This is a genomic window from Streptomyces triticisoli (assembly GCF_003270085.1).
GTDB classification, from domain to species: Bacteria; Actinomycetota; Actinomycetes; order Streptomycetales; family Streptomycetaceae; genus Streptomyces; species Streptomyces triticisoli.
The window spans coordinates 15,797-40,598 of the sequence record NZ_QFDQ01000015.1 but is presented as its reverse complement, the minus strand read 5'-3'; the positions used below and the strand labels follow the sequence as shown (position 1 = coordinate 40,598).

27 protein-coding genes, 2 tRNA genes and 1 pseudogene are annotated in these 24,802 nt (G+C 70.9%); 18 read left to right on the top strand and 12 right to left on the bottom strand.

Going from position 1 to position 24,802, the window contains the following annotated elements:
• The 3 genes from sepX to DEP02_RS33220 all read left to right on the top strand — a co-directional run.
• A partial coding sequence (gene sepX, locus DEP02_RS03485; protein WP_438947720.1) for a divisome protein SepX/GlpR occupies positions 1-819 on the top strand: 819 nt, incomplete at its 5' end.
• An 86-nt stretch (positions 820-905) separates the two neighbouring features.
• Positions 906-979 (top strand) — tRNA-Ala (locus tag DEP02_RS03480).
• A 110-nt stretch (positions 980-1,089) separates the two neighbouring features.
• On the top strand, positions 1,090-1,272 hold the full coding sequence (locus DEP02_RS33220; protein WP_157977357.1) for a hypothetical protein: 183 nt from the start codon (positions 1,090-1,092) through the stop codon (positions 1,270-1,272).
• 461 nt (positions 1,273-1,733) lie between these two features.
• On the opposite strand, the gene DEP02_RS03475 is transcribed toward DEP02_RS33220, so the two are convergent.
• Both DEP02_RS03475 and DEP02_RS03470 read right to left on the bottom strand, forming a co-directional pair.
• Complete coding sequence (locus tag DEP02_RS03475; protein ID WP_112465827.1) at positions 1,734-2,381, bottom strand: hypothetical protein; 648 nt, start codon at positions 2,379-2,381, stop codon at positions 1,734-1,736.
• Positions 2,382-2,396: 15 nt separating this feature from the next.
• A complete protein-coding gene (locus DEP02_RS03470; RefSeq protein ID WP_232838937.1) occupies positions 2,397-2,864 on the bottom strand; it encodes a hypothetical protein in 468 nt (155 codons plus the stop codon).
• A 77-nt stretch (positions 2,865-2,941) separates the two neighbouring features.
• Between DEP02_RS03470 and DEP02_RS03465 the strand changes: the two genes are divergently transcribed.
• A complete protein-coding gene (locus tag DEP02_RS03465) occupies positions 2,942-3,622 on the top strand; it encodes a DUF7008 domain-containing protein (RefSeq protein WP_232838936.1) in 681 nt (226 codons plus the stop codon).
• 24 nt (positions 3,623-3,646) lie between these two features.
• On the opposite strand, the gene DEP02_RS03460 is transcribed toward DEP02_RS03465, so the two are convergent.
• Positions 3,647-3,943 carry a GntR family transcriptional regulator gene (locus tag DEP02_RS03460; RefSeq protein ID WP_198668270.1) on the bottom strand — a complete coding sequence of 99 codons (297 nt, stop codon included), beginning with the start codon at positions 3,941-3,943 and terminating at the stop codon, positions 3,647-3,649.
• Positions 3,944-4,131: 188 nt separating this feature from the next.
• On the opposite strand from DEP02_RS03460, the gene DEP02_RS03455 reads away from it, so the two are divergent.
• The 3 genes from DEP02_RS03455 (at position 4,132) to DEP02_RS03445 (ending at position 5,295) form a co-directional block, all read left to right on the top strand.
• A complete protein-coding gene (locus DEP02_RS03455) occupies positions 4,132-4,464 on the top strand; it encodes a hypothetical protein (RefSeq protein WP_112465826.1) in 333 nt (110 codons plus the stop codon).
• Positions 4,464-4,823 (top strand): hypothetical protein, encoded by a 360-nt coding sequence (locus DEP02_RS03450; RefSeq protein ID WP_112465825.1) that lies wholly within the window; start codon positions 4,464-4,466, stop codon positions 4,821-4,823. The genes DEP02_RS03455 and DEP02_RS03450 overlap by 1 nt, the downstream gene beginning before the upstream one ends.
• Before the next feature lie 124 nt (positions 4,824-4,947).
• The gene (locus tag DEP02_RS03445) at positions 4,948-5,295 is read left to right on the top strand and encodes a DUF6247 family protein (protein WP_112465824.1); all 348 of its coding nucleotides are present in this window, start codon (positions 4,948-4,950) and stop codon (positions 5,293-5,295) included.
• Positions 5,296-5,389: 94 nt separating this feature from the next.
• On the opposite strand, the gene DEP02_RS03440 is transcribed toward DEP02_RS03445, so the two are convergent.
• From DEP02_RS03440 to DEP02_RS35640, 3 genes are all read right to left on the bottom strand, one after another.
• Positions 5,390-6,190 (bottom strand): phosphotransferase, encoded by an 801-nt coding sequence (locus DEP02_RS03440; RefSeq protein WP_112465833.1) that lies wholly within the window; start codon positions 6,188-6,190, stop codon positions 5,390-5,392.
• A 67-nt stretch (positions 6,191-6,257) separates the two neighbouring features.
• A complete protein-coding gene (gene fmdA / locus DEP02_RS03435; protein WP_112465823.1) occupies positions 6,258-7,508 on the bottom strand; it encodes a formamidase in 1,251 nt (416 codons plus the stop codon).
• A gap of 90 nt (positions 7,509-7,598) precedes the next feature.
• Complete coding sequence (locus DEP02_RS35640) at positions 7,599-7,877, bottom strand: FmdB family zinc ribbon protein (RefSeq protein ID WP_112465822.1); 279 nt, start codon at positions 7,875-7,877, stop codon at positions 7,599-7,601.
• Positions 7,878-8,148: 271 nt separating this feature from the next.
• On the opposite strand from DEP02_RS35640, the gene DEP02_RS03425 reads away from it, so the two are divergent.
• Positions 8,149-8,580 (top strand): hypothetical protein, encoded by a 432-nt coding sequence (locus tag DEP02_RS03425; RefSeq protein ID WP_112465821.1) that lies wholly within the window; start codon positions 8,149-8,151, stop codon positions 8,578-8,580.
• 43 nt (positions 8,581-8,623) lie between these two features.
• Here the strand turns inward: DEP02_RS03425 and DEP02_RS03420 are convergent, their stop codons facing one another.
• Positions 8,624-9,100, bottom strand: coding sequence for a GNAT family N-acetyltransferase (locus DEP02_RS03420; protein WP_112465820.1), 477 nt, complete (start codon positions 9,098-9,100; stop codon positions 8,624-8,626).
• Between the two features lie 84 nt (positions 9,101-9,184).
• Here DEP02_RS03420 and DEP02_RS03415 point away from each other — a divergent pair, with 84 nt between their 5' ends.
• A complete protein-coding gene (locus DEP02_RS03415) occupies positions 9,185-9,988 on the top strand; it encodes an exodeoxyribonuclease III (RefSeq protein WP_232838935.1) in 804 nt (267 codons plus the stop codon).
• A gap of 19 nt (positions 9,989-10,007) precedes the next feature.
• Here DEP02_RS03415 and DEP02_RS03410 read toward each other — a convergent pair whose 3' ends face one another.
• Positions 10,008-10,628: a MerR family transcriptional regulator gene (locus tag DEP02_RS03410; RefSeq protein ID WP_112465819.1), complete on the bottom strand. Its 621-nt coding sequence runs from the start codon at positions 10,626-10,628 to the stop codon at positions 10,008-10,010.
• Between the two features lie 237 nt (positions 10,629-10,865).
• Between DEP02_RS03410 and DEP02_RS03405 the strand changes: the two genes are divergently transcribed.
• Positions 10,866-13,232 carry a short-chain dehydrogenase/reductase gene (locus DEP02_RS03405; protein ID WP_112465818.1) on the top strand — a complete coding sequence of 789 codons (2,367 nt, stop codon included), beginning with the start codon at positions 10,866-10,868 and terminating at the stop codon, positions 13,230-13,232.
• 5 nt (positions 13,233-13,237) lie between these two features.
• Positions 13,238-13,513, top strand: a complete 276-nt coding sequence (locus DEP02_RS03400; protein ID WP_232838934.1) for a hypothetical protein — start codon at positions 13,238-13,240, stop codon at positions 13,511-13,513.
• 101 nt (positions 13,514-13,614) lie between these two features.
• Here the strand turns inward: DEP02_RS03400 and DEP02_RS03395 are convergent, their stop codons facing one another.
• Positions 13,615-17,190, bottom strand: coding sequence for a S41 family peptidase (locus DEP02_RS03395; protein WP_112465817.1), 3,576 nt, complete (start codon positions 17,188-17,190; stop codon positions 13,615-13,617).
• Positions 17,191-17,397: 207 nt separating this feature from the next.
• On the opposite strand from DEP02_RS03395, the gene DEP02_RS03390 reads away from it, so the two are divergent.
• The 7 genes and pseudogenes from DEP02_RS03390 (at position 17,398) to DEP02_RS03360 (ending at position 22,700) form a co-directional block, all read left to right on the top strand.
• On the top strand, positions 17,398-17,997 hold the full coding sequence (locus tag DEP02_RS03390) for a TetR/AcrR family transcriptional regulator (protein WP_112465816.1): 600 nt from the start codon (positions 17,398-17,400) through the stop codon (positions 17,995-17,997).
• A 122-nt stretch (positions 17,998-18,119) separates the two neighbouring features.
• Complete coding sequence (locus DEP02_RS03385; RefSeq protein WP_112465830.1) at positions 18,120-20,324, top strand: MMPL family transporter; 2,205 nt, start codon at positions 18,120-18,122, stop codon at positions 20,322-20,324.
• Positions 20,325-20,462: 138 nt separating this feature from the next.
• Positions 20,463-20,963: a YbaK/EbsC family protein gene (locus tag DEP02_RS03380; protein WP_112465815.1), complete on the top strand. Its 501-nt coding sequence runs from the start codon at positions 20,463-20,465 to the stop codon at positions 20,961-20,963.
• Complete coding sequence (locus tag DEP02_RS03375; RefSeq protein ID WP_112465814.1) at positions 20,960-21,805, top strand: DMT family transporter; 846 nt, start codon at positions 20,960-20,962, stop codon at positions 21,803-21,805. The genes DEP02_RS03380 and DEP02_RS03375 overlap by 4 nt, the downstream gene beginning before the upstream one ends.
• 264 nt (positions 21,806-22,069) lie before the next feature.
• Positions 22,070-22,143 (top strand) — tRNA-Met (locus tag DEP02_RS03370).
• A gap of 76 nt (positions 22,144-22,219) precedes the next feature.
• A pseudogene (locus tag DEP02_RS03365) lies at positions 22,220-22,348 on the top strand (EamA family transporter); the annotation flags it as partial.
• Positions 22,349-22,424: 76 nt separating this feature from the next.
• The gene (locus DEP02_RS03360) at positions 22,425-22,700 is read left to right on the top strand and encodes a DUF1876 domain-containing protein (RefSeq protein ID WP_112465829.1); all 276 of its coding nucleotides are present in this window, start codon (positions 22,425-22,427) and stop codon (positions 22,698-22,700) included.
• Positions 22,701-22,793: 93 nt separating this feature from the next.
• Here the strand turns inward: DEP02_RS03360 and DEP02_RS03355 are convergent, their stop codons facing one another.
• From DEP02_RS03355 to cbiQ, 3 genes are read right to left on the bottom strand one after another with little or no spacing between them, the layout of a single operon-like run.
• A complete protein-coding gene (locus tag DEP02_RS03355; RefSeq protein WP_112465813.1) occupies positions 22,794-23,261 on the bottom strand; it encodes a MarR family winged helix-turn-helix transcriptional regulator in 468 nt (155 codons plus the stop codon).
• Positions 23,258-24,043: an energy-coupling factor ABC transporter ATP-binding protein gene (locus tag DEP02_RS03350; protein ID WP_112465812.1), complete on the bottom strand. Its 786-nt coding sequence runs from the start codon at positions 24,041-24,043 to the stop codon at positions 23,258-23,260. The genes DEP02_RS03355 and DEP02_RS03350 overlap by 4 nt, the downstream gene beginning before the upstream one ends.
• Entirely contained in the window at positions 24,040-24,801 is a 762-nt protein-coding gene (cbiQ, locus tag DEP02_RS03345; RefSeq protein WP_112465811.1) for a cobalt ECF transporter T component CbiQ, read from the bottom strand. Before cbiQ ends, DEP02_RS03350 begins: the two co-directional genes overlap by 4 nt.
• Between the last annotated feature and the right edge of the window lies 1 nt (position 24,802).

Sequence of the window (24,802 nt, the reverse complement as noted above, 5' to 3'; positions counted from 1 at the left end):
GTCTCCGCTGCCGTCCCCGCTGCCGTCCCCGCGGCCCGGCGCGCGCCCGGCGCAGAGGCGGCCGCAGCGCGCGCCCGGCGCTCGAAGGTGCTCGCACGCCGTCGGCGCACCACGGTTCTTCTCTTCCTCGCCTTCACCCTCGGCGCGATCGTCGCAGCGGTCGGCGGACTCGCCTTCCTGTGGGCACCCGGCGCACCCGCCGTGCTGCTCAGCGCGTACATCGCGTATCTGCGAGCCCAGGAGCGGCGCCGCTTCACCTACCAGATGGACCGCCGCCACGCCGAGGCCGCCGCGCAGCGGCTGCACGAGAACCGGCGCCGGCCCCGCCGGCGCGCACCCCTGGACCCCTCCGCCGACGCGCCGGACGCGGGACCCGAACCGGAGACGGACCCCGGACTGTCCGCCCTCGCCGCCGACCGGCGCGCCCTGGTCGAGCAGACCGACCACGCCGAGTGGCTCGACCAGCAGCGCGAGCGCCAGCGCCGCCCCGGCCGGGGCGACAGCTGGGACCCGGTCCCGGTCCCGCTGCCCACGTACGTCACGGCCCCGGTCGCCCCGCGCGCCACCTCCGACGTCGACCTCGGTGCCCCGGACACCTGGAGCTCGGCGCGCTCGTCCACGGCGGTACCGGAGCAGGACGCGGCCCCCGCCGGGGGCGAACCCTCCTCGCCCACCGACGACGCCCTCCCCCACGCTCGAACGCGCTCGCGCGGGGGGACCTCCACCGCCGCCTCGGCCCGCCGCTCCCGCGAACGCGGCCGCACTCCGCTCTTCGACCAGTACGAGGACGGCGACCGTCCCCGCGCGGCCAACGAGTGACCCCAGGACCGGGCCCCGCTCCTGACCAGCCCGGCAACGGATTTCCAACCACCCGGACGAGGATGCTAAGGTTTCCCTCGTTGCAAGGGCCTGTGGCGCAGTCCGGTAGCGCACCTCGTTCGCATCGAGGGGGTCTGGGGTTCAAATCCCCACAGGTCCACGCATGACTGTTCTTGAGTTAGCTCGAGAGCTGTTGACGAGATCCCGCCGATCTTCTTGATCGGTCGGGATCTTTGTCGTTTCCGGGGTAATCCCCCAAAGGGAAGAACAGTGACTGAATGGACTGAAGGTGACAAAGTCACCCCTGTAGTGCCGACCGATCATCCCGAAGATCCGGTAGGGGAGGTCGTCATGATCACCGCGAACGGCGGTGTCATGGTCAAGTTTCCGCTCGCCGGAGCCGAGGTGTACTCCCCTGACGAGCTGACCCGCGCACCTTCCGAAGCAGAGTAGGGCTCCAGCCAAGCCGGCAAGACCAGAGGCTTGGCTGTACGGGGAACGATCACTTCACGAACGGGGAACGATCTTCAAGCCCTCGCGTCACCGCTGGTCAAGGCTTCTCGTGAACACCCCACGCAGCTCAGAGCCCCGGTCGGTGATCACCGACCGGGGCTCTGACGTGTTGACGGTGACTCAGCGGCGCTCTGTGGCTCGCGGATGCCCTGTGCCTGCGAAGGTGATCCAACAGGTCTCCCGGACGGTGTTCCACCGACAGAGCGTCGATACCGAACCTCACGCTGCCGTCACCGGTCGTGTACGAAGGGGCGAGCGCCTGCTCGGCCGGTGTCCGATCCGCCATGGGCGGTCCTTATCCTCCCCTGAGCCGTGTAAGGCGTCAGCACTTGGCGGCGGCCGCTGCGCGATCTGATGCTGCGGTATCCCGCCTCCGCACAGCTCGCAGTGCCAGTCGGCTGCTATCGGTGCACCAGGTTCACCAAAGCCGCACAGTGCGGATCGTCCTGCGGATCCTCGAACAGCTCGCGCTCCCGCGACCGCGGGAACACCTCGGCGATCACTGCCGGTCCTGCCTCCGCGAGCCGCACATCGCAGCCCACCACGTCGGGATCACCCTGATGCCGCACGTACAGCCGCATCCGGCCCTCGCCGAGGTACAGGAAGCCGACCAGCAGTGACTCCGCCTTCTCCCGCTCCTCGTCACCCGGAGCCGGACAGTTCAGCGTGGTCAGCAGCGCGTACGCCCGGTCCTCCGGACGCTCCTCGTAGGGCACGTCCTCCGAGAGCCTGATCAGCGGTGCGCCGAGCACGGTGTCCACCTGGCCGCCGGAGTAGAAACGCACTTCGCCGGCCTCATGCCGTACGCGGCTGACCGCATCCCATGGGCTCAGCATCTCGTCCTGCTGGGAAAGCGGGACCTCGTAGACGGCGAGGAGGCCATGGACGTCCGCTGTGCGTTTGCCGAGGGCGATCCGTACGGCCGGTGACCGGTGGGGGGCTGGGAGGACGCCGCGGACGCGGAGCTTCTTCACGAGGGGCGCCTGCGTGTAGCGGATCATGTGGCCGGTCACGTCGGCCTGTGCGACGGCCACTTCCCACGGCGTCATACGAACGTCTCCCTGTCAGCGCGCGAACTTGGCGGTGGACTGGTTCATCCAGTTGGGGCACTTCGTCATGCCCTTGCAGAAGGCGGTGATGACGCCGATCATCTGCCCCTTCCCGGCGTCGTACCGCTTGTCCTGGGTACGGCGGGTGACCTGCGCCTTGACGATGATCTTCACCTGCGGGTGCTTGCCGTCGAAGGCATAGCCCCAGTATTCCAGCCCTCCCTTGCCGTCGTTCTTGTCCGGCTTGCCGTTGAGGGGAGCGTTGACGATGCGGCAGGTGCGAATGTTGTGCCTGCCCGAGAAGTGGGCCCAGCCGAGTTCGCTGTTGCCGACACGGGTGGGGACGTTCCGTCCGTCCCAGTCCTTCTGCTGGCACTTGATCGTTTTGTTCCAGTGCGGGGCGGCCTGCGCGGATCCCACCTGGGTCAGGGCCAGGACGCCGGCCGAGAGGGCGACGAGCGATGCTTTCGCGATCTTCTGCATGGTCTCCGACCCTGCCAGACAACTGCCCGGCGAAGTACCTGATTTCTGGTCATCCTGGTCCAAGGGGGTGCGGGTGGATGACTCAGCCTTGCGGGTGGATCGGACGGGTCGCCGCCCTGTACGCGGCCGACCACCTCAAGAAGTCCGAGGCGTCCCTCGCCACCGTGTTCCAAGCCGTCATCGAGAACGAGCACGTCCCCTATCTCGCCGCCCCCCGCTACAAGGAGTCTGGTCTGCGTAAGCGTGCGCAGTGGGAACGCGTCTGGGAGCAGCAGCGAGAGGAGGACCGCGACGGCGTGCGCCTGGACATCAAGGTCCCGCCGAAGTACAGCGGCGCCGACTTCCTCCGGCACTCCTACTGGTCGAACCGCGGCAAGCTCGATGTGCCCAAGGAGCGGTTCATCTCCTACCCAAGTGCCTCCACCGACGGTGACCCGTCACTGCTGCTCGGCTGGGCCGGCTGGAACCACAGGGATCAGGCCGAGGACCTCGTCAACCTCATCAACGACCGCACTGAGGAGGACGGCTGGCAGCCCGAGGACCCGCGGTTCGTGCCGTTGTTGGCCGGGTTGAGGGAGGTCATGCCCTGGGGCCACCAGTGGTACGACGAGTACGACGAGGAGTGGGGAGACAGCCCCGCCCGCGAGTTCCAGACGGCACTGAACAAGGGCTGCGCCGTCCGTCGGCTGTCGGAGGCCGATCTCCGTGACCGGCGGCCGGAGAAGCGCCGGGGCGGGCGGGCGAAGGCCGCCGAGTAGCAGCGCCGCAGTGGGACGGGACCGTCAGTCGGCGGTCCCGTCTTCTTTTCCGGGGCCCTCAGGTGAGGGATCCTCCGCGCGCACGAAAGTTCCTTTGACGGGAACAGTGATAAGCAGCCCCTGATCCCGTAGGTCGCGGATGGCTCGGCGGATGGTGTTGACCGCTACGCCGTACTCCTCCGCGAGGTCGCGCTCGCCGGCGAGACGTGCGCCCACGGGAAGGCGCCCCGTTCGAATCTGCTCGGCGATGTGGTGCGCCACCTGCAGGTACACGTACACGTGACTCGTGGGGTCGGGTCGCCACTCACGGATGTCGGCCATAACTGCACGCTAAAGCGCTGCTCAACAGGCGGGTACGTACGGGTGCAGCCATCTGCTACCTATTGCACCCTAGTGCTCCCTAGTGCTCCCTAGTGCTCTCTAGTGCAGGGTAGTCTTGAAGTGATGAAAAGACCCCGGCGGCCTGGCAGGGCCCCGGGGCACGGCCAACGCTGCAAAGGAGCGTCGACATGCACGACCTTATCCGCCGCCTCGCCCATTGGCTGGGCCTTCTCTTCGGTCCCGGTACCGGAACCCACCGTGCGGGCGACCCTCGCCCCGCGCACCTCACCCCGAACCCCACCCCCGCCACCGACTCCGTCTGCCTCCCCCTCCACCGCTCCCCGTACTGCCTGCACCTCCCCCTCGACGGCACCGCCTCCCGGCTCGTCCGCCCCTACCTCACCGCCCACGAACAGGAACGCGCACGTCAGCGCCGCCGCCGGGTCACCCTCGTCCTCGCCGCCGACTTCGGCATCGACCTCGACCAGCACGTGATCGGCGCGGGGAAGGTGGCCGCGTGATGGAGTCGTACCCCTCGCTCCGGCTGCTGCCCTGGTCGTCGCCGGACGGAAAGCCCTGCTTCCTCGCCAACGGCAGCGAGGGTGGATACGTCTCCCGGCTGGCCGACGAGACGGAGGCCCGGCAGCTGGCCGACGGCCTGGACGTGCTCCGCCGTGCCCGACTGGTGCTGGAGGACCCGATGTCCCCGCACGTCGAGGTGCGGTACGCCGCCATCCGCCTCACCGAGTGCCTCGCCGACGCCCTGCGCGTCGCGGAGTCCCGCGGCCGACGCCTGCCCTCGGCGGACGACATCGACGAGCCCTGCGGCTCGGTGGACGGCGACGGAACCGGTGACCACACTCCGGGAGCACCCGCATGAACCCACGCGCCCCATACCAGGCCCGGCACCAGCGCCCGGCGCCGAACGGCTCACCCGGGTGATCGAGGCGGGCTATCGTCGTAGGAACGGTGCGCCGAAGGAGCACGAAGGAGTACCCCCGGTCATGACCGCACACGCCGCAGAACCCACGCCGACCGTTCCGCCCATGCCCGAGCGGAACCCGAAGGCGCTGCGTGCCGCCATCGCCCGGCACACTCCCCAGCTCCTGCCCGACTTCGACGAGCACTGGAAGCGGGCGATCGCCGACACCTACGACATCGGACCGCTGCCCGCGTTCATGGCCCGCTGGTGGGGCGAGTACGCCATCGCCCGGGATCCGAAGCTCGACGCGCACATGGCCGACCTCCACCAACGCGCGGCGGAGTCCACCGGCATCGCCGAGGCCAAGGCCCTTCTCGAAGAGTCCTCAAGGATCCGCCACAGGGCGCGGAAGGTGGAGCCCGACGAGTGACCGACGAGTTCACGGAGCCGCCTTGGCCGATGGACTGGCGGCTCAACGCTTCGGCCGACCGCGGTGAACTGCCTGAGTCGGCAGTCCGGGCCGGTCAGTTCAGCAAGGAAGCCGTGAACGTCGCGCGGTGGTCCGCCAGCCAGGTCTGCATGCGATCCCAGCGTTCCCATCCACCGCGCTCGGCCAGCGCCTGGAGGTAGGCGGGGTCGCCGTCGGCCACGCGGGCGGCGACGAAGCTCCGGCAGACCTCGGTGGCCTGCTCGATGACGCGGGGCAGTTCGGCGCGGTCCCGCGGCGAGAGGCCGTAGCTGTCGGCGAGGATCCGCAGCCGCGCGGGTGCGTCCAGTCCGGAGGGGTAGAAGGCGGCCGCGGACGCGGGGTCGGCCATGGGCACCCAGTAGCGGGCGGTCATGGCGACGTCCCAGAGGGGGCGGCCCGGGGCCGCCAGGTCGAAATCGATCAGGGCGGCGGCACGGCCGTCGCGGAAGACGACGTTGTCCGGGCACACGTCGTTGTGGCACAGCAGCGTTCCCCCCTCCGGATCGGCGAGGTCCAGGGGCCACCCGGCGCCGGCGTCGACCTCGACGGCCGCGCCGGCCTCGTGCAGGCGCCGCAGCAGGCTGCCCACCGATTCGAGGGCGGCCTTCGTCATCGCCCAGTCCGGGAACGGCGGCAGAGCCACGGCGCCGGGGATGAAGGCCAGTTGCTCACGGCCGTCCTCGGTGAGGCCGACAGGAGTCGGTGCCGCGTCGAAGCCGTGCTCCTTCAGCGCGAGGAGATGGACATGTAGGGCGGGCGCGTTGCGCGGCGCCGGGCGCTCCACCAGCGCACCCCGGCGGAAGACCGCCCCGGCGTTCACCATGCCGCCTGCCAGCGCCTCGCTCTCAGCCGTCATGGCGGTCACGCTACCGCCGGATCCGCCCCGCGCGGGCCAGGAGCGGAAGCCTGCCAGCGTTGGCCGGTCAGGCGCTGGTCAGGGCGCACTGGCCGCGGTCGGCCTTGGTCGGGCCGGTGGCGGTGGGGCGGATGTCGAAGTCGAAGATGGCGGTGGGGACGTACAGCGAGCAGCAGGCGTTGGGGATGTCGACGATGCCGCTGATGCGTCCCTCGATGGGGGCCGCGCCGAGCAGCAGGTAGGCCTGCTCGCCGCTGTAGCCGAACTTCTTGAGGTACTCGACGGCGTTGAGGCAGGCCCGGCGGTAGGCCAGTGTCGCGTCCAGGTAGAAGTTCGTGTCCGTGTCGTGGTCGACCGAGACCCCGATGAAGGTGAGGAACTCCGAGTACCTCGGCTCGACGTTGCCCGGAATGATCACGGGGTTGGTGGTGATGCCGTACGTCTCCATGCCGCCCTTGATCAGGTCGACATGGAGGTCGACGTAGCCGCCCATCTCGATGGCGCCGCAGAACGTGATCTCTCCGTCGCCCTGGCTGAAGTGCAGGTCGCCTATGGAGAGTTTGGCGTCCTTGACGTACACGGGGCAGAAGGCCCTCGAACCCCGCGTGAAGTTCTTGATGTCCTGGTTGCCGCCGTTCTCGCGGGGCGGCACCGTGCGTGCGCCCTCCTCGGCGATGCGCCGTGCGGCGTCCCCGGTGGCCGTGCCCGCGAGCGCGTTGTCGGTGGTCGGCGGTGTGGCGAGCGGCGGGACCCGGTTCGGGTCGGTGTCGATCAGCGCCTTTTCGCGGGCGTTCCAGCGGGCGAGCATCTCGGCGGAAGGAGCCGTGCCGAACAGCCCGGGGTGGGTGATTCCGGTGAAGCGGATTCCGGGCAGGTGGCGGGAGACCGCCTGCTGCCCGTGGAAGCTCCATATGGCCTTGTAGGCGTCCGGGAAATAGTCGGTCAGGAAGCCGCCGCCGTTGGCTTTGGCGAAGATGCCGGTGTATCCCCAGCCCTGGCCCGAAACGTCTCCGGTCTGCTGCGGAATGGGGCCGAGATCGAGAAGGTCCACGACGAGCAGGTCACCCGGTTCGGCTCCTTCCACGCCTATCGGGCCACTGAGCATATGAGGAACGGTCAGATCGATGTCGCGTACGTCGTTGGCGGAATCATTGTCGCCGATCTGGCAGTCGGTCCAGTCGCGGCACTCCAGACGGAACTCCGCTCCCGGCCGCACCATGGTGACGGTGGGGACGTCCGGATGCCACCGGTTGTGTCCGGGGACATCCTGCTCACGCATCGACTTGCTCTGGTCCACACTGAAGAGAACCTCGGGCATGACGGATCCTCATTCCTCGTTCCTGGACCGGGCTTCTGGCCCGGTTGTCCGGTTGCGCGGGCACCACCACCGGGGTTGTGGCCACAGGCCTCAAGGGCGCGGCAACCGCGAGATCGCGGGGTGTGGGCGCCGTTCCGCCCTTGCGCGCGGCGGCACTTCGGAGATCACGGGCGGGGCCTCGCGGGTCTGCTCTTCCCGCTGATGGAGGGCGGCGGTCGCTTTCGAGGTCAGCGCGAGGCCGACCGAGGAATACGCGCGTCTCGCAGCCCCTGTGCAGACAGGGCAGTCGTAGGATGCGGGCGCCGTTCCGATCGTCAACTTCACGTCGAATGGCCCACAGTGGCTGCATAGATATTGATAGGTCGCCATCACCACTCCGTAAACCGGTGGACGCCGGCCAACCCGAGTGCGTGCGGCGCGCTCCGAAAAGCGCACTCCATGCAGCGCATCTCTCCTTCCAGGAGACGGTCCGTAAGTGCACGTGTCAAATCCAGCACGTCATGCCCTGTGAGTGCCCTATGAGTGCCCTGTGAGTCGGCTCACTCCGAAATGTGCTGGACGGTCGCGGCCCGGGCCCTTAGTTTCCGTAAACGGACTGATTTCCCAGCGAAACCAAGGTGGACACCGGAAGGGCGGGCCAGTGAGCAACGCGGACGCCGTGTGGGTACGGGGCGTGAACGGCATTCAGTTGCATCACGTGACCGACCTTCAGGATGCCGGCAGGTTTCTGGGCAACGCGGCGATGGCGCTGCGGGCCGCGCACGTGAGGACCGGCGCCGACCGGTACTCCGGCATCGCCGCCGAGCTGAACGGCCTGCTGAAGCGGGTGCGGGAGCTGGAGGACGAGGCGCGGTCGAGCATGCACGACCTGCACTCCGCCGACCCCGAGCGGTTCGCCCGCTGCCGGGACGGTCACGAGCCGTGGCCCGATGAGATCCCGGCAGGGTTCATCCCGCGCCACACCTGCAGGGACGAGTGCCTCTACCACGACCGCGAGGTCCTCGACGCCCTCATGCAGTGCACGTGCGGCCGGCCGCCGTGCCGGGCGTGTGAGATCGGCGGGAAGCTCTGACGGGTCCGGGTCCGAGCTCGGGCCCCCGCCCTGCCGGCGCGCCCTACAGCGTCTTCGCGAAGCACATGCTCGACTCGTACTCGCGGTAGTAGCCGAACTTGGTGCACGGTTCGTAGCCGCTGGAGGTGTAGAGGGCGATGGCCTCCGGTTGCTGGTCGCCGGTTTCCAGGACCATGCGGAGGCGGCCGGCGGCGCGGGCGTCGGCCTCCAGGGCGGCGAGGACGCGACGGGCCAGGCCGCGGCCGCGCATCGACCGGATCACGTACATCCGCTTCAGTTCCGCGTCGCCGTCCTCGTTGCCCTCGGGGTTCTTGTCCTGGCTGCGCCAGCCGCCCGTGGCGACGGGAGTGCCGTCCTCGTCGTAGGCGATCAGGTACGCGCCGTTCGGGGGCCGGAAGTCGGCCGGGTCGAGGGGCGTGGCGTCGCCGCCGTCGCCGTAGCGGACGTGGTACTCGGCCTGGACCTCGTCGTTCAGCTTGACGGCGTCGGGGTGGTCGAAGGGGACTGGGCGGATATGCATGTGGGAAACCGTATGTCGATGCGGCAGCGGGCAAGGGCGCGGTCTTCGAAAAGACCTCGTCCAGTGTGCCGGTATGGTGCCCCCGTGTTCACCGTGACCTCCGTAAATGTGAATGGACTGCGCGCCGCCGCCAAGAAGGGCTTCGTGGAGTGGCTCGCCGGGACCCAGGCCGACGTGCTGTGCCTGCAGGAGGTGCGCGCCGAGCCCCACCAGCTGCCCGAGCACGTCCGCACGCCCGACGGCTGGCACGTCGTGCACGCGCCCGCCGCCGCCAAGGGCCGCGCCGGAGTCTCGCTCTACACGCGGCGCGAACCCGACCGGGTTCAAATCGGCTTCGGGTCCGCCGAGTTCGACGGCAGCGGGCGGTACGTCGAGGCCGACCTGCCGGGTGTGACGGTCGCCTCCCTCTATCTCCCCTCCGGCGAGGTCGGCACCGAGCGGCAGGACGAGAAGATCCGTTTCATGGGCGAGTTCCTCGCCCATCTGAAGGGGCTGCGCGAGCGGGCCGCCGCCGACGGGCGCGAGGTCCTCGTCTGCGGCGACTGGAACATCGCCCACCAGCAGGCCGACCTCAAGAACTGGCGCGGCAACATCAAGAACTCCGGCTTCCTGCCGGAGGAGCGGGAGTGGCTGGACACCGTCTTCGCCCCGACCGCCGGCGGGTACGTCGATGTCGTGCGTGCTCTGCATCCGGGCGTGGCGGGGCCGTACACCTGGTGGTCCTACCGGGGGCGGGCCTTCGACAACGACGCGGGGTGGCGCATCGACTACCACGTGTCCACGCCCGGGCTCGCCGCCAAGGCCGTCAAGGGGTTCGTGGAGCGGGCGGCCACGCATGCCGAGCGGTGGTCCGACCACGCGCCGGTGACCGTCGTCTACGACCTTTAGGGCCCGCCGAGAGTCTCCGCTACGGCTGTTTGCGCGCCCTGCGGTCCAGCGCCATCGACAGTTCCGCGTCCACCACGCTCTTCGCCAACGGGCGCAGGCGCGGGAGATCCCCCTCGGGGGCGTGGCGGAGGATCAGGTCGGTGAAGAGGGCGGCCAGGGCGTCGGCGTGTTCGCGGACGCGGCGGCCGGCGTCGAGGACTTCCGCGAGGGGGATGCCCTCGCGGACCAGGGCGGAGGAGACGTCCAGCAGGCGGCGGCTGACGTGGACGATCTCGCCGCCGTCGGTGCCGACGTAGCCGAGCTCCATGGCGGCGGCCAGGTTCTCGGCGGTGACCTCGCCGGCGAAGTGGTCGGCGAGGTCTTCCGGGGTGAGGCGGACCGGGGTCTCCTCCGTCGGGGCGCCCAGGCCCAGCAGGTCGCCGACGTCCCGGCCGTGGTCGAAGGCCTCGGCCAGTTCCGCTATGCCGCTGAGCGTGTGGCCGCGTTCCAGCAGCGCCGAGATCGTGCGCAGGCGGGCCAGGTGACGGTCGTCGTACCAGGCGATACGGCCCTCGCGACGCGGCGGCGGGATCAGCTTGCGCTCGCGGTAGAAGCGCAGGGTGCGCACGGTGATGCCGGCCAGGCGGGCCAGTTCCTCCATGCGGTACTCGCGTGGGCCTCCAGCCTGTCCGCCGCGCTCTCCACCGTCTTCTGCCACGGCAGCAGCCTATGTTGTACCAGCGGTGCCCGCGGCGGCAGCCGCTGATGCAAAACGCTGTGGTCGGGCCTCTACCCATCAGTACGCACCTCCTCTACGCTCCCCATTACGCCAGTGTTCACTGGCAGAGTCGCTGAGGGCTGGACGCGAGTCGCAGGACGCGAGGCAGGGAGGGGTGCGATGTCGGAGCACCGACATGTGCGGGTGGCGGTGATCGGATCCGGCTTCGGCGGGCTGGGTGCCGCCGTGCGGCTGCGCCGGGAGGGGATCACCGACTTCGTCGTACTGGAGAGGGCCGGCAGTGTCGGCGGCACCTGGCGCGACAACAGCTATCCGGGGTGCGCCTGCGACGTGCCCTCGCACCTGTACTCGTTCTCCTTCGCGCCCAACCCCGACTGGCCGCGCACCTTCTCCGGGCAGGAGCACATCCGCGCCTACCTGGAGCACGTCACGGACGTCTTCCACCTCCGCCCGCACATCCGCTTCGACTCCGAGGTCAAGAAGATGACCTGGAACGCGGAGAAGCTGCGCTGGGACATCGAGACCACCGGCGGGAACCTCTCCGCCGACGTCGTCGTCTCCGCGACCGGGCCGCTGTCCGACCCGAAGGTACCGGCCGTTCCGGGGCTCGACTCCTTCCCCGGCAAGGTCTTCCACTCCGCCCGCTGGGACCACGGCCACGACCTCGCCGGCAAGCGGGTCGCCATGGTCGGCACCGGCGCCTCCGCCATCCAGATCGTGCCGTCCATCCAGCCGGAGGTCGCCCGGCTCACCGTCTTCCAGCGCACCCCGCCGTGGGTGCTGCCCCGCGTCGACCGCGCGATCAGCGGAGTGGAGCGCACACTGCACCGCACGCTGCCGTTCACCACGCAGCTGCGCCGCGGACTGCTGTGGGGCATCCGGGAGTTGCAGGTCCAGGCGTTCACGAAGCACCCCAACGAGCTCGGTCTCGTCGAGCACTTGGCCAAGCGCAACATGGCCCGCGCCGTCAAGGACCCGGAGCTGCGCGCCAGGCTCACCCCGGACTACCGCATCGGCTGCAAGCGGATCCTGCTGTCCAACACGTACTACCCGGCGCTCACGCAGGACAACGTGGACGTGGTCGCGAGCGGGCTCAGCGAGGTCCGCGGGTCGACCGTCGTCGCCGCCGACGGCACCGAGGCCGAGGTGGACGTGATCGTCTTCGGTACGGGCTTCCACGTCACCGACCTGCCGATCGCCGAGCGGGTCGTCGGCGCGGACGGCCGTACGCTCGCCGAGACCTGGAAGGACGGCATGGCGGCGCTGCGCGGCGCCTCCGCGGCCGGCTTCCCGAACTGGATGACGATCATCGGGCCCAACACCGGCCTCGGGAACTCCTCGATGATCCTGATGATCGAGTCCCAGCTGAACTACATGGCCGACTTCCTGCGGCAGTTGGAGGTCCTCGGCGGCCGGGCCGCCCTCGACGCCCGGCCCAGTGCCGTGAACGCCTGGAACCGCAAGGTGCAGGAGCGCATGAAGCGCACGGTGTGGAACACCGGCGGCTGCACCAGCTGGTACCTGGACGCGAGCGGTGCGGGCGACCGGGCGGGCACGCGGGCACGGCAACGACGACGCACGGATCAAGGACGACGCACGGGTCAACGACGACGCACGGATCAAGGAGGGCGCATGAGCAGGGTGGGCCTGGAAGGGCAGGTCGCGGTCGTCACGGGGGCCGCGCGGGGCGTCGGTGAGCTGCTCGCGCGCAAGCTGTCCGCGCGCGGCGCGAGGATCGCGCTGGTCGGGCTGGAGCCGGACGCGCTCAAGCAGGTCGGTGAGCGGCTGCACGGCGAGAGCGCCCACTGGCACGCCGACGTCACCGACCACGAGGCGATGACCCGGGTCGCGGCGGAGGTCAGGGAGCGGTTCGGGAAGGTCGACATCGTGGTCGCCAACGCCGGTGTGGCGAGCGGCGGTCCGTTCACCGAGTCCGATCCGGAGGCCTGGCGGCGGGTGATCGAGGTCAACCTCATCGGATCGGCGGTCACCGGGCGGGCGTTCCTGCCGGCGCTCACCGAGAGCCGGGGCTATCTGCTGCAGATCGCCTCGCTCGCCGCGATCACCCCGGCGCCGATGATGACGGCGTACTGCGCCTCCAAGTCCGGTGTGGAGGCGTACGCGCACAGCCTGCGCGCCGAAGTCGGCCACAGGGGCGTGCGGGTGGGCGTCGCGTATCTGTCCTGGACCGACACCGACATGGTGCGCGGGGCCGACCAGGACGACGTCATGCGGGAGTTGAGGCAGCGGCTGCCGTGGCCGGCGAACAAGACCTACCCGCTGGGACCGGCGGTGGACCGGATCGTGGCCGGGATCGAGCGGCGCGCCGGCCATGTGTACGGGCAGTGGTGGCTGCGGGGGACGCAGGGCGTGCGCGGGTATCTGCCGGGGATCATCGGGACCGTGGGGCAGCGGGAGATGCGGCGGTTCGCGGACCGGCTGACGGGCGTGCGGACCGGGCTGGTCGGCGCGGGCGGGGCGGCCGACGAGCAGCACCGGACGACCTCAACCACGTACCGTCACTGATCGACATGCGCAGGGTCACCGCCCGTGTGAATCTGGTCGAGGCCGATCCCCTCGCCCACGTGGGGATCATCCTCACCCATACGGGAGTGAACAGCATGGGCATGAAGGACAAGTCCCAGGAACAGACCGAGCAGGCGCGTCGGCAGGGCAAGGAGAGGTCCGGCGAGGGCCGGGAGAAGGCGGGCCAGCGCGCCTCCCAGGAGCGTGACCGTGCCCGGCAGGGCATGGAGGGCACGCGCGACGAGACGGAGGGTCGCCGCAACGAGGACTACGACCGGTAGTCACTGTTGTCGCCGCGCTCGGCTTCGACCGTAACGACGTGGGGTGCCCCGTGTGTTGGGGCACCCCACGTTTGGTGACGGGTGTTCACCGGCAGGCGGGCTCAGCGGCGCGGGGGCAGCTTCGGCCGTGAGCGGTCGGGTACGTCGCCGTAGTCGGGCGGGGTCGCCGCCGGGTTGGCCTCCAGGAGTTCCAGGGCCAGTTCGATGGCGTCGTCCATCTCGACGTGGCGGCCCTCGGCCCAGTCCAGGGGGGTGCGCAGGCTCTCCACGTCGGGGGCGACGCCGCGGTTCTCGACGGACCAGCCGTAGGCGTCGAACCAGGCCGCGTTCATCGGCACCGTGATGATCGTGCCGTCGCCGAGGCGGTGCCGGCCGGTCATGCCGACCACGCCGCCCCAGGTGCGCTGACCGACCACCGGGCCCAGCTTCAGCAGCCTGAAGGCCGCGGTGATCATGTCGCCGTCGGAGGAGGTCGCCTCGTCGGCGAGGGCCACGATCGGGCCGCGGGGCGCGTCCGAGGTGTACGACACCGGCTGGGCGTTGCGGGTCAGGTCCCAGCCGAGAATGGTCCGGGTCAGCTTCTCTATGACCAGTTCGCTGATGTGGCCGCCGGCGTTGCCGCGGACGTCGACGATCAGCGCGGGCCGGGACATCTCCATGCGCAGGTCCCGGTTGAACTGGGCCCAGCCGGAGCCGCCCATGTCGGGGATGTGCAGGTAGCCGCAGCGGCCGCCGCTCAACTCCCGTACGACGGCCCTCCGTTTGGCCACCCAGTCCTGGTAGCGCAGCGGGCGCTCGTCGATCAGGGGGACGATGGCGACCCGGCGGGGCGGCCCGCCCTCCGCGGGCTCGAAGGTCAGCTCCACCGTCGTACCACCCGAACCGGCCAGCAGCGGGTACGGGCCCGCCACCGGGTCCACCGGGCGGCCGTCCACCTGGGTCAGGACCGCGCCCTCGCGGATGCCGGTGCCGGCCAGCGGGGAGCGGGCCCTGGAGTCGGAGGAGTCGCCGGGCAGGATCCGTTTGACGGTCCAACGGCCGTCCCGGCTCACCAGGTTGGCGCCGAGCAGGCCCTGCCGGCGCTGGTAGTGCGCGGGGCCCTCGTTGCGGCGGGCGGCGGCGACGTAGGCGTGGGAGGTGCCCAGCTCGCCGAGGACCTCGCGCAGCAGGTCGGCGAACTCGTCGGGGGAGGCGACGCGCTCGACCAGCGGGCGGTACTGGGCGAGCACCCCGTCCCAGTCGATGCCGCACATCTCCGGCTCCCAGAAATAGGCCCGGATCAGCCGGCCCGCCTCCTCGTACGACTGGCGCCACTCGGCGGGCGGGTCCACCACGTGCAGGATCCGGCGCAGGTCGATCCAGGTCGTGGTGTCGCTGTCGCCGACCTCCGTGGACGGCACCGCGCGCAGGTCGCCCCCGTCGGCGACGACGAGCCGGGTGCCGTCGCCGCTGACCGCGAAGAAGTCGAGGTGGTTCACGAGTTCGTACTTCTTCGCCTTGCTGAGGGTGAAGTGCTCCAGCGTCGGCCGGCCGGAGGTGTCGTCCGGGTTGACGAACGTCTCGCCCAGCGCGCCGGAGATCGGCCAGCGCAGCCAGACCAGGCCGCCGCCGGCGACCGGGCACAGCGCGGAGTACTTGGAGGCGATGACCGGGAACGGAGTGACCCGGCTCTCCAGCCCCTCGAGCTGCACGGTCACCGCGCCGGGCTCCTCGGCCCCCTCGTCCTCGACGGGGTCCAGGCCGCCGGCGGCCGGGCGGCCCTCGGGGTTCAGCGCGAAGGGGGAGGGGGTCGCGGAGGACAGGGGGACCAGGTAGGGCTTGCAGCCGAGGGGGAAGGACAGGTCCCCGGTGTGCACGTCGTACACCGGGTCGAAGCCGCGCCAGGACAGGAAGGCCAGGTACCGGCCGTCCCGGGTGAACACCGGGTTCTCGTCCTCGAACCGTCCGTCGGTCACGTCGACGGTCAGCCGGTCCTTGATCCGGGCCATCCTGATCTGCCGCAGCGTCCGTCCCACTCCGGGCTGCGACCAGGTCAACCACGCTCCGTCCGGCGAGAACGCGAGATCCCGCACGGGCCCGTTGAGCGACCGAACCAACTCGGTGACACCCCCGCCGGCACCCTCCGCGGTACCACCGCCGGGGGCGCCCCGGGGGCCGGGGGCGCCGGAGGCGGCGGGGCCGCTCGTGCCTGCGGGGCTGCCCGCGTCTGTGGGGTCGCTCGTGCCCGTGGGGTCGCCCGCGTCTGCGGGAGCGTTTGCACGCATGGGGTAGCCCGCTTCTGTGGGGCTGCTCGTGCCTGTGGGGCCGCCCGCGTCTGTGGGGCCGCCCGGGCCCGCGGGGCCGCCCACGTCCGCGGAGCCGCCCGCGGTCGCGGAGTTCTCCGTCGCGGCCCAGCCGCCGGAGTCCTCCACGGTGCCCGAGGCACCGGCGGCCGCCGTCGCTCCCGAGCCACCGGCAGCCACGTCCAGGAGCAGCAGGCGGCCGTCGTGGGAGGCTATGGCGAGGCGTTCGCCGGCGGGGTCGGAAGTCAGTTCCAGGACGCGGCCCAGGCGGCCGGAGGCCAGGCGGCGGGGTGGGCGGGCGCCGGTGGCGCGGGGGAGGTGGGCGATCTCGACGGCGTCCTCGCCCTCGGCGTCGGTGACGTAGGCGACCTGGCCGGTCTCGCCGAGCATCTCCGGCAGCCGGATCCGTACGCCCGGTGTGTCGATGAGGGTGCGCGCGGGGCCGTCACGATGGGTCAGCCAGTGCAGGGAGCCCCGTACGACGACCGCGCTGGCCCGGCCCGTCTCGTCGACGGAGATGCCGTCGACGTGCTGGGCGGCCGGCACGTGGTAGCCGCGCCGGCCCGCCTGCGCTCCGCTCAGCCGCACCTGGAGCCGCCGCGGGACCGAGTCCGGGGACAGGTCGTCCACGATCCACAGGTCGCCCGCGCACTGGTACACCACCCGCGTCCCGTCGCTCGCGGCGTGCCGGGCGTAGAAGGCGTCGTGGTCGGTGTGCCGGCGCAGGTCGGAGCCGTCGTGGGCGCACGAGTAGAGGTTGCCCACGCCCTCGTGGTCGGAGAGGAAGGCGATCCGGCCGCCGACGAACATCGGGCAGTCCAGATGCCCTCCGATGTCGGCGAGCAGCCGTTGCCCGTGCAGCCACAGCCGGCCCGTGGCACCGCCCCGGTACCGCTTCCAGGAGGCCGGTTCGTGCGGCGGCGCACCGGTCAGCAGCAGGGTCCTGTGCCCGTCGTCCACGTCGGCGACCTGCAGGTCGGTCACCGGCCCCCAGGGCAGCTTGCGGCCGGGGGAACCGTCGGTGGCGACCTTGTAGGCCCAGGTGAAGTAGGAGAAGGGCTCGCCGTGGGAGGTGACGGCGAGGATGTCGAGATGGCCGTGTTCGTCGGGCGGCGCCCACCCGCACACGCGGGTGTCGGTGCTGCCCCAGTACGTCAGCTGCCGGCCCGGCCCGCCGTCCACCGGAACCAGGTGGATCTCGGGCACCAGACTCCGCCAGCTCGTGTACGCGATGTGACGCCCGTCGGGCGAGAAGCGGGGATGGCCGACCTTGGTACGGTCCACGGTGAGCCGCCAGGCACGGCCCGCACCGTCGAGCGGCGCCAGCCAGAGGTCGTCCTCGGCCACGAAGCACAGCAGGTCACCGCTGAGGTGCGGCAGGCGCAGATAGCTCACCTTCCCATGCTTTGCCCGGGTATGGCCCGCAGCAACTTATGCGAACGCGACAACCGTGACCCAGCCCACGTACGAAACCGTTTCGTTTCGCTCGGCCCCTGCGCTACATTCGTGGCGTACGAAAAGCGGGCCGGAACGCACACCGGAACACGCACCCGACCGTGTCGTTCGCAGAGATTCGCAGAGAGAAAGAGAAGGCGACAGGCCATGGCTGAGGCCGCACCACCGCGTCGCAGCCGTCTCACGCCCGAGCGCGAGGCCGAGCTGTACGAGGCCGTGCTCGACCTGCTCCGCGAGGTCGGCTACGACGCCCTCACCATGGACGCCGTCGCCGCCCGCACCCGCTCCAGCAAGGCCACCCTCTACCGCCAGTGGGGCGGCAAGGCCGAGCTGGTGGTGAAGGCCCTCCGGCACGGCAAGCCCGCCCGGACCGACGAGATCGACACCGGCACGCTCCGCGGCGACCTGCACGCCCTCGTGGCGCTGGAGGACGACTGCACCGTGGAGCGCAACGCCGCGCTGATGCGGGGCGTGGCCATGGCGATCCACCAGAACCCGGACCTGCGCCAGGCGTTCCGGGAACAGCTGGTGGAGCCGGAGATGGCCGAGTTCCGGCGGATGCTGCAGCGGGCCGTCGGCCGGGGCGAGATCCGGCCGGACTGCCCGGCGCTGGACTTCCTGCTGCACATGCTGGTCGGCGGATTCGCCACCAGGACACTGCTGGACGACCAACCGCCGACACGGACCTTCCTCACCTCGTACCTCGACGCCGTGGTCCTCCCCGCCCTCGGCGTGCCCACCCCCTGACCCAGCTGGTCCCCGTCCCCGTAACCACCCCCGTAACAACCTGACGCCGAACCGCTCACGTCGTCGGGCCGATGACCCCTGCCCAGAACAAGCCCCACGACCTGACCGGGAGTTACGTCAACGTGGCCACCTTCCTCTACAAACTCGGCCGCCTGGCCTTCAGGCAACGGCACTTCGTCGCCCTGATCTGGGTGGCGCTGCTCACCCTCGCCGGCGTCGGCGCGGCCTCCGCGCCCGCCGCGGGCAACACCTCCTTCTCCATCCCCGGCACCGAGGCACAGCGCGCCTTCGACCTGCTGGAACAGCGCTTCCCCGGCGCGAACGCCGACGGGGCCACCGCGCGCGTGGTGTTCAAGGCGCCGGGTGGCGAGAAGATGACGGACGCCGGCAACGAGGCGACCGTGCGGAAGACCGTCAAGGAGCTGTCCGGCGGCTCGGAGGTCGCCGCCGTCACCGACCCCTACGTCACCAGGGCCGTCAGCCAGGACGGCACGATCGCCTACGCGTCGGTGAGCTACGAGGTCTCCGGAATGGAGCTGGAGGACTCCTCCCGCACTGCCCTGAAGACGGCCGCGCAGCACGCGCGGGACGCCGGGCTGACCGTGGAGATCGGCGGCGACGCCCTCCACACCGTGCCCCAGACCGGCGCGGCGGAGGTCATCGGCATCGGCATCGCGGCCGTCGTCCTCGTCATCACCCTCGGCTCGATGATCGCGGCCGGGCTGCCGCTGCTGACCGCGATCATCGGCGTGGGCATCGGCGTGGCGACGATCACCGCCCTCGCCAAGGCCCTCGACCTGGGCTCCACCACCTCCATCCTGGCCACGATGATCGGCCTCGCGGTCGGCATCGACTACGCGCTGTTCATCGTCTCCCGCTACCGCGCGGAGCTCGCCGAGGGCCGCGAGCGCGAGGAGGCAGCCGGGCGGGCCGTCGGCACGGCGGGCTCCGCGGTGGTCTTCGCCGGCCTCACCGTCGTGATCGCCCTGGTCGGCCTGTCCGTGGTCAACATCCCGATGCTGACGAAGATGGGCATAGCCGCAGCCGGCACGGTCGTCATCGCCGTCCTCATCGCCCTCACGATGATCCCCGCGCTGCTGGGCTACGCGGGCCGCAAGATCAAGCCGACCGGGGAGAGCGGGCTGCTCGGCCGCGGGCGCGACGCGAAGAAGCCGGGCCGGCCGAACATGGGCACGCGCTGGGCGAGCTTCGTCGTCCGCCGTCCGCTCGCCGTACTGCTGCTCGGCGTGATCGGCCTGGGCGCCGCCGCGATCCCGGCCGCCTCCCTCGAACTGGGCCTGCCCGACGACGGCTCCCAGCCCACCTCCACCACCCAGCGCCGCGCCTACGACCTGCTCTCCGAGGGCTTCGGCCCCGGCTTCAACGGCCCGCTGATGGTCGTGGTCGACGCGAAGGGCAGCGACGACCCGAAGGCGTCCTTCACCAAGGTCACCGACGAGATCAAGGGTCTGAAGGACATCGTGACCGTGACCCCGCCGCAGCCCAACAAGGCCGGCGACACCGCGATCGTCACCGTCATCCCCCAGTCCAAGCCGTCCTCGACCGCCACCGAGGACCTGGTACACGCCATCCGCGACGCGGGCGCGGACATCGAGGCCAGGACGGACGCCAAGGTCCTGGTCACCGGCTCCACGGCGGTGAACATCGACGTCTCGCAGAAGCTGAACGACGCGCTGCTGCCGTATCTGGCCCTGGTGGTCGGCCTCGCCTTCCTGCTGCTGATCGTGGTCTTCCGCTCGGTCCTCGTCCCGCTCAAGGCGGCGCTCGGCTTCCTGCTGTCGGTGCTGGCGGCGCTCGGCGCGGTGGTCGCGGTCTTCCAGTGGGGCTGGCTGTCCGGCCTGATGAACGTGGAGCAGACCGGCCCGGTCATGTCGATGATGCCGATCTTCATGGTGGGCGTCGTCTTCGGCCTCGCCATGGACTACGAGGTGTTCCTCGTGACCCGGATGCGCGAGGCCTACGTCCACGGGGAGAAGCCCGGCCAGGCCGTGGTGACCGGCTTCCGGCACAGCGCCCGGGTGGTGACGGCCGCCGCGGTCATCATGATCGCCGTCTTCTCCGGGTTCATCGGCTCCAGCGAGTCGATGGTCAAGATGATCGGCTTCGGCCTGGCGGTCGCGGTGCTCTTCGACGCGTTCATCGTGCGCATGGCGATCGTGCCCGCGGTCCTGGCCCTGCTGGGCCACAAGGCCTGGTGGCTGCCGAAGTGGCTGGACCGCGCCCTGCCCAACGTCGACGTGGAGGGCGAGAGCCTGCGCACCGAGCAGGCCGACCCCGCCGACGACCGGGAACTGGTACGGGCCTGAGCCCCGGCTCGGCCGAGAGACCGGCCGGTGAGGGTGCCGTGGGGACGGCGCACCCTCACCGGCCTCGTCCATGACGGGGAGATCCGCGACGGGGAAATCCGCACACGACGTCTGTAGGCAGCAGCTAACCTGCCCTCCATGACGCCGCCACCCGAGTCCGCAGCCCACCCCCGTTTCGCCGAGGCCCTGCGCGAGCTGGGGCTCGGGGAGCTGATCGCCGAGGTCCGCCGGTTCCCCGAGGCGACCCGGACCGCCGCCGAGGCCGCCGCGGCCATCGGCTGCGAGCTGAGCCAGATCTGCAAGTCGCTGATCTTCGCCGTCGACGAGGAGCCGGTCCTGGTGCTCATGGACGGGGCCTCCCGCGTGGACCTCGAGCGCGTGCGGGAGGAACTCGGCGCGCAGAAGGTCACCCGGGCCAAGGCCGACGTCGTACGGGAGACCACCGGGTACGCCATCGGCGGCGTACCGCCCTTCGGCCACCGAACGCGGACGCGGGTGCTCGCCGACCGGTCGCTGCTGGAGCACGACGTGGTCTGGGCGGCCGCCGGAACCCCGTACACCGTCTTCCCGATGGAACCCAAGGCGCTGGTCGCCCAGGCCGGCGCCACCCTCGTGGACGTGCGCGAGCACACCTCGTGACACCGGCCGTCACCGCGGCGGTGCTGCTCGCGGCGGTCACCCACGCCAGTTGGAACGCGATCGCCCACCGGATCGTCGACAAGCTGGTCGGATTCACGCTGATCGCGGGCGGGGGCCTGCTGATCGGGCTGGCCATGGCGCCGTTCGTCCCGCTCCCGGCGCGCGGCGCGTGGCCGTACCTGTTCGCCTCGGCGGCCATCCACATCGTGTACTACGTGTTGCTGATGAAGTCCTTCCGGCTCGGCGACTTCGGACAGGCCTACCCGATCGCACGCGGCACCGCACCCCTCGTCGTCACCGTGCTCGCGGCCCTCTTCGCGCACGAGGTGCCCGACGGCTGGGTGGCCGCGGGCATCGCCCTGTCCTGCGCGGGACTGACCGGTGTCGCCCTGTGGGGGCTGCGCGGGCACCGGCCGAACTGGGCGGCGATCGGCGCCGCGCTGGCCACGGGGCTGTCCATCGCGGTGTACACGGTCGTCGACGGGCTCGGGGTACGCGCCTCGGGGTCGTCCCTCGGGTACATCGCCTGGCTGATGGCGGTCCAGGGCGCGGTGATCCCGGTGTACGCGGTGTGGCGCTGGCGCGGGCGTACGGCGACCGTGCTCCGGCCGTACGCCGGGCTCGGGCTGCTCGGGGCGGCGCTGTCCGTGACGGCGTACGCGCTGGTGCTGTGGGCGCAGACGAGGGCGGAACTCGCACCGGTCGCCGCGCTGCGGGAATCGTCGATCATCGTCGGTGCCGCGATCGGCGCGGTGTTCTTCAAGGAGCGGTTCGGGCGTCCGCGCATCGCTGCCGCGGGGCTGCTGGTCGCCGGGATCGGGCTGATGCTGCGCGCGGGGTAGGGCCGGTCCCCGGTGTGACCGAGGTCGTGCCCGGCGGGCGTCGGGCTGGTCACCCGTGGGCGCACTGGTTGATCGGCCGGCTCAGGTTTTGCTGGTGACGCCCTCACCATCGCGGTGAGCTGCCGGGGCAATCCGGGGTGGAGCACAGTGGATTGGTGTCCGTCGAGGCGTCCCCAGCCGTGCATCGGTCAAGCGCTGCTCATGCAGTGACGACCTGGCTGGTCACCGGATGCCGCTGAATGGCGTAGACTGTTCTTACAACGACGCGGGGTGGAGCAGTTCGGTAGCTCGCTGGGCTCATAATCCAGAGGTCGCAGGTTCAAATCCTGTCCCCGCTACTGCATGAAGCGGAGCCTGGGCATCCATGCCCAGGCTCCGCTTCGTATATTGCCGGGCGGTTTACTCTCGGCCCAGCGGGTGATGTCGATCATCGTCGGTGCCGCGATCGGCGCGGTGTTCTTCAAGGAGCGGTTCGGGCGTCCGCGCATCGCTGCCGCGGGGCTGCTGGTCGCCGGGATCGGGCTGATGCTGCGCGCGGGGTAGGGCCCGGGCCGGTTCTTGGGTGCGTGAGGGCCGGGTGAGGGGCACTCTGGAAGCAGGTGTTCCGGAGGTGATCGTCATGATGAAGACCACGGTGGGCTGGCATGTCGAGCTGGAGTTCAAGGAGGACGACCAGCACACCCGGGCGGCGGCGTTGGTCCGTCTGCCCGACGGCAGCGAGGTCCGGGCGCACGGGCGGGCCAGCCGGCACCACACCGACGCAAATCAGCCCCGGGTCGGTGAGGAGATCGCCGGGGCAAGGGCCCTGAACGAGCTCGCCATGCAGCTCCTGACCAAGGCACACACCGAGATCGACGAGGCATCGGGCCGCACGTCCCAGCCCATCCACGTCTAGGACGGCAGGGGGTCCGTCCGCGTTCCGTTCGCGGGGGAGTCCACGTCCGACGGATACCGGCCCGGGCCGGGCCCCGGCCGGTATCCGGTCTGTTCAGCGGTGCCGCGCGGCCGCCTCGGCGCGTTCCGTCAGCCGCCACAGCTCCTCGCGCAGCCGTACGACCTCCGCCGCGCCGACCCCCGTCGCCGTCAGCAGCGTGCCGGGCACGCGTGCCGCGCGTTCCCGGAGCTCCTCCCCGCGCCCGGTGACCGTGACGAGCACCGAGCGCTCGTCGCGGGCCGAGCGCTCCCTGCGCACCAGCCCCGCCGACTCCAGCCGCTTCAGCAGCGGCGACACCGTGCCGTAGTCCAGGCGCAACGCCGCGGCCAGCTCCTTCACCGTGGTCTCGCCGCGCTCCCACAGCACCAGCAGCACCAGGTACTGGGGGTAGGTGAGACCCAGCTCGTCGAGGAGCGGCCGGTACGCGGCCGTCACCGCGCGCTGGGCGGCATACAGCGCGAAGCACAGCTGGTCGTCCAGCAGCAGCGACCCGGCGGGCCGTTCGTCGTCTTGACGCGTCACGCGCCCATTGTCACGGACCGCGGATCGAACCCGAAGGGCAGCTCCAGACGGTGGGCGCGCATCAGCGCGTCGTCGGCGAGCAACTCGCCGGTCGGACCGTCCGCCGCGATCACCCCGTCGCTCAGGATCAGCGAGCGCGGGCACAGCTCCAGCGCGTACGGCAGGTCGTGGGTGACCATGAGCACCGTCACGTCCAACGAGCGCAGGATGTCGGCCAGTTCGCGGCGCGAGGCCGGGTCGAGGTTGGACGAGGGCTCGTCCAGGACCAGGATCTCCGGCTCCATGACGAGGACGGTCGCCACGGCGACCCGGCGGCGCTGGCCGAAGGAGAGGTGGTGCGGCGGACGGTCGGCGAACTCCCGCATGCCGACCCGCTCCAGGGCCGCCACGACCCGCGCCTCCAGCTCCGGGCCCTTCAGCCCGGCCGCCGCCGGTCCGAACGCCACGTCCTCCCGCACGGTCGGCATGAACAGCTGGTCGTCCGGGTCCTGGAAGACGATGCCGACCTTCTGCCGGATCTCGGCCAGGTGCTTCTTCCCGACCGGCAGCCCGGCCACCCGCACCGTGCCGGTCCCGCCGCCCAGGATGCCGTTCAGATGCAGCACGAGGGTGGTCTTCCCGGCGCCGTTCGGCCCGAGCAGCGCCACCCGCTCCCCACGGCCGATGCCGAAGTCCACGCCGAACAGGGCCTGGTGGCCGTCGGGATAGGCGAAGGCGAGGCCGGAGACCTCCAGGGAAGCCGGAGAAGCGGGAGAGGCGGGAGAGGCGGGAGAGGCTGTCATAGAGTCCATCCCAGCAGACAGACCACGAGTGCCGCGCAGGGGAGGGTCAGGGCGTACGACCACTGTGCCCGGGACGCGGTCACCTCGTCGATGACCGGCATGGAACCGGCGTACCCCCGGCTCACCATGGCCAGGTGGACCCGCTCCCCGCGCTCGTAGGAGCGGATGAACAGCGCGCCCGCGGACTTGGCGAGCACGCCCCAGTGCCGGATCCCACGCGCCTCGAAGCCGCGCGACTCACGGGCGATCCGCATCCGCCGCATCTCGTCGGTGATGACGTCGCCGTAGCGGATCATGAAGGAGGCGATCTGCACCAGCAGCGGGGGGAGCTTCAGGCGCTGCAGGCCCAGCAGCAGCTCCCGCAGCTCGGTGGTGGCGGCGAGCAGGACCGAGGCGGCCACGCCCAGGGTGCCCTTGGCGAGCACGTTCCAGGCGCCCCACAGGCCGTTCAGGCTCAGCGACAGCCCGAGGACGTCCACCCGCTCGCCCTCCGCCACGAACGGCATCAGCACCGCGAACGCGACGAACGGCACCTCGATCAGCAGCCGCTTGAGCAGGAAGCCGGCGGGCACGCGGGCCACGGACGCGACGGCGGCGAGCAGCACGGCGTACAGGGCGAACGCCCACATCGCCTCCCGCGGGGTCGACACCACGACCACGACGAAGGCGAAGACCGCGGCGAGCTTGGTGTGCGGCGGCAGCGCGTGCACGGGGGAGTGCCCGTGCCGGTACAGCCGGTGCGTGTGGCCCGCTCCCATG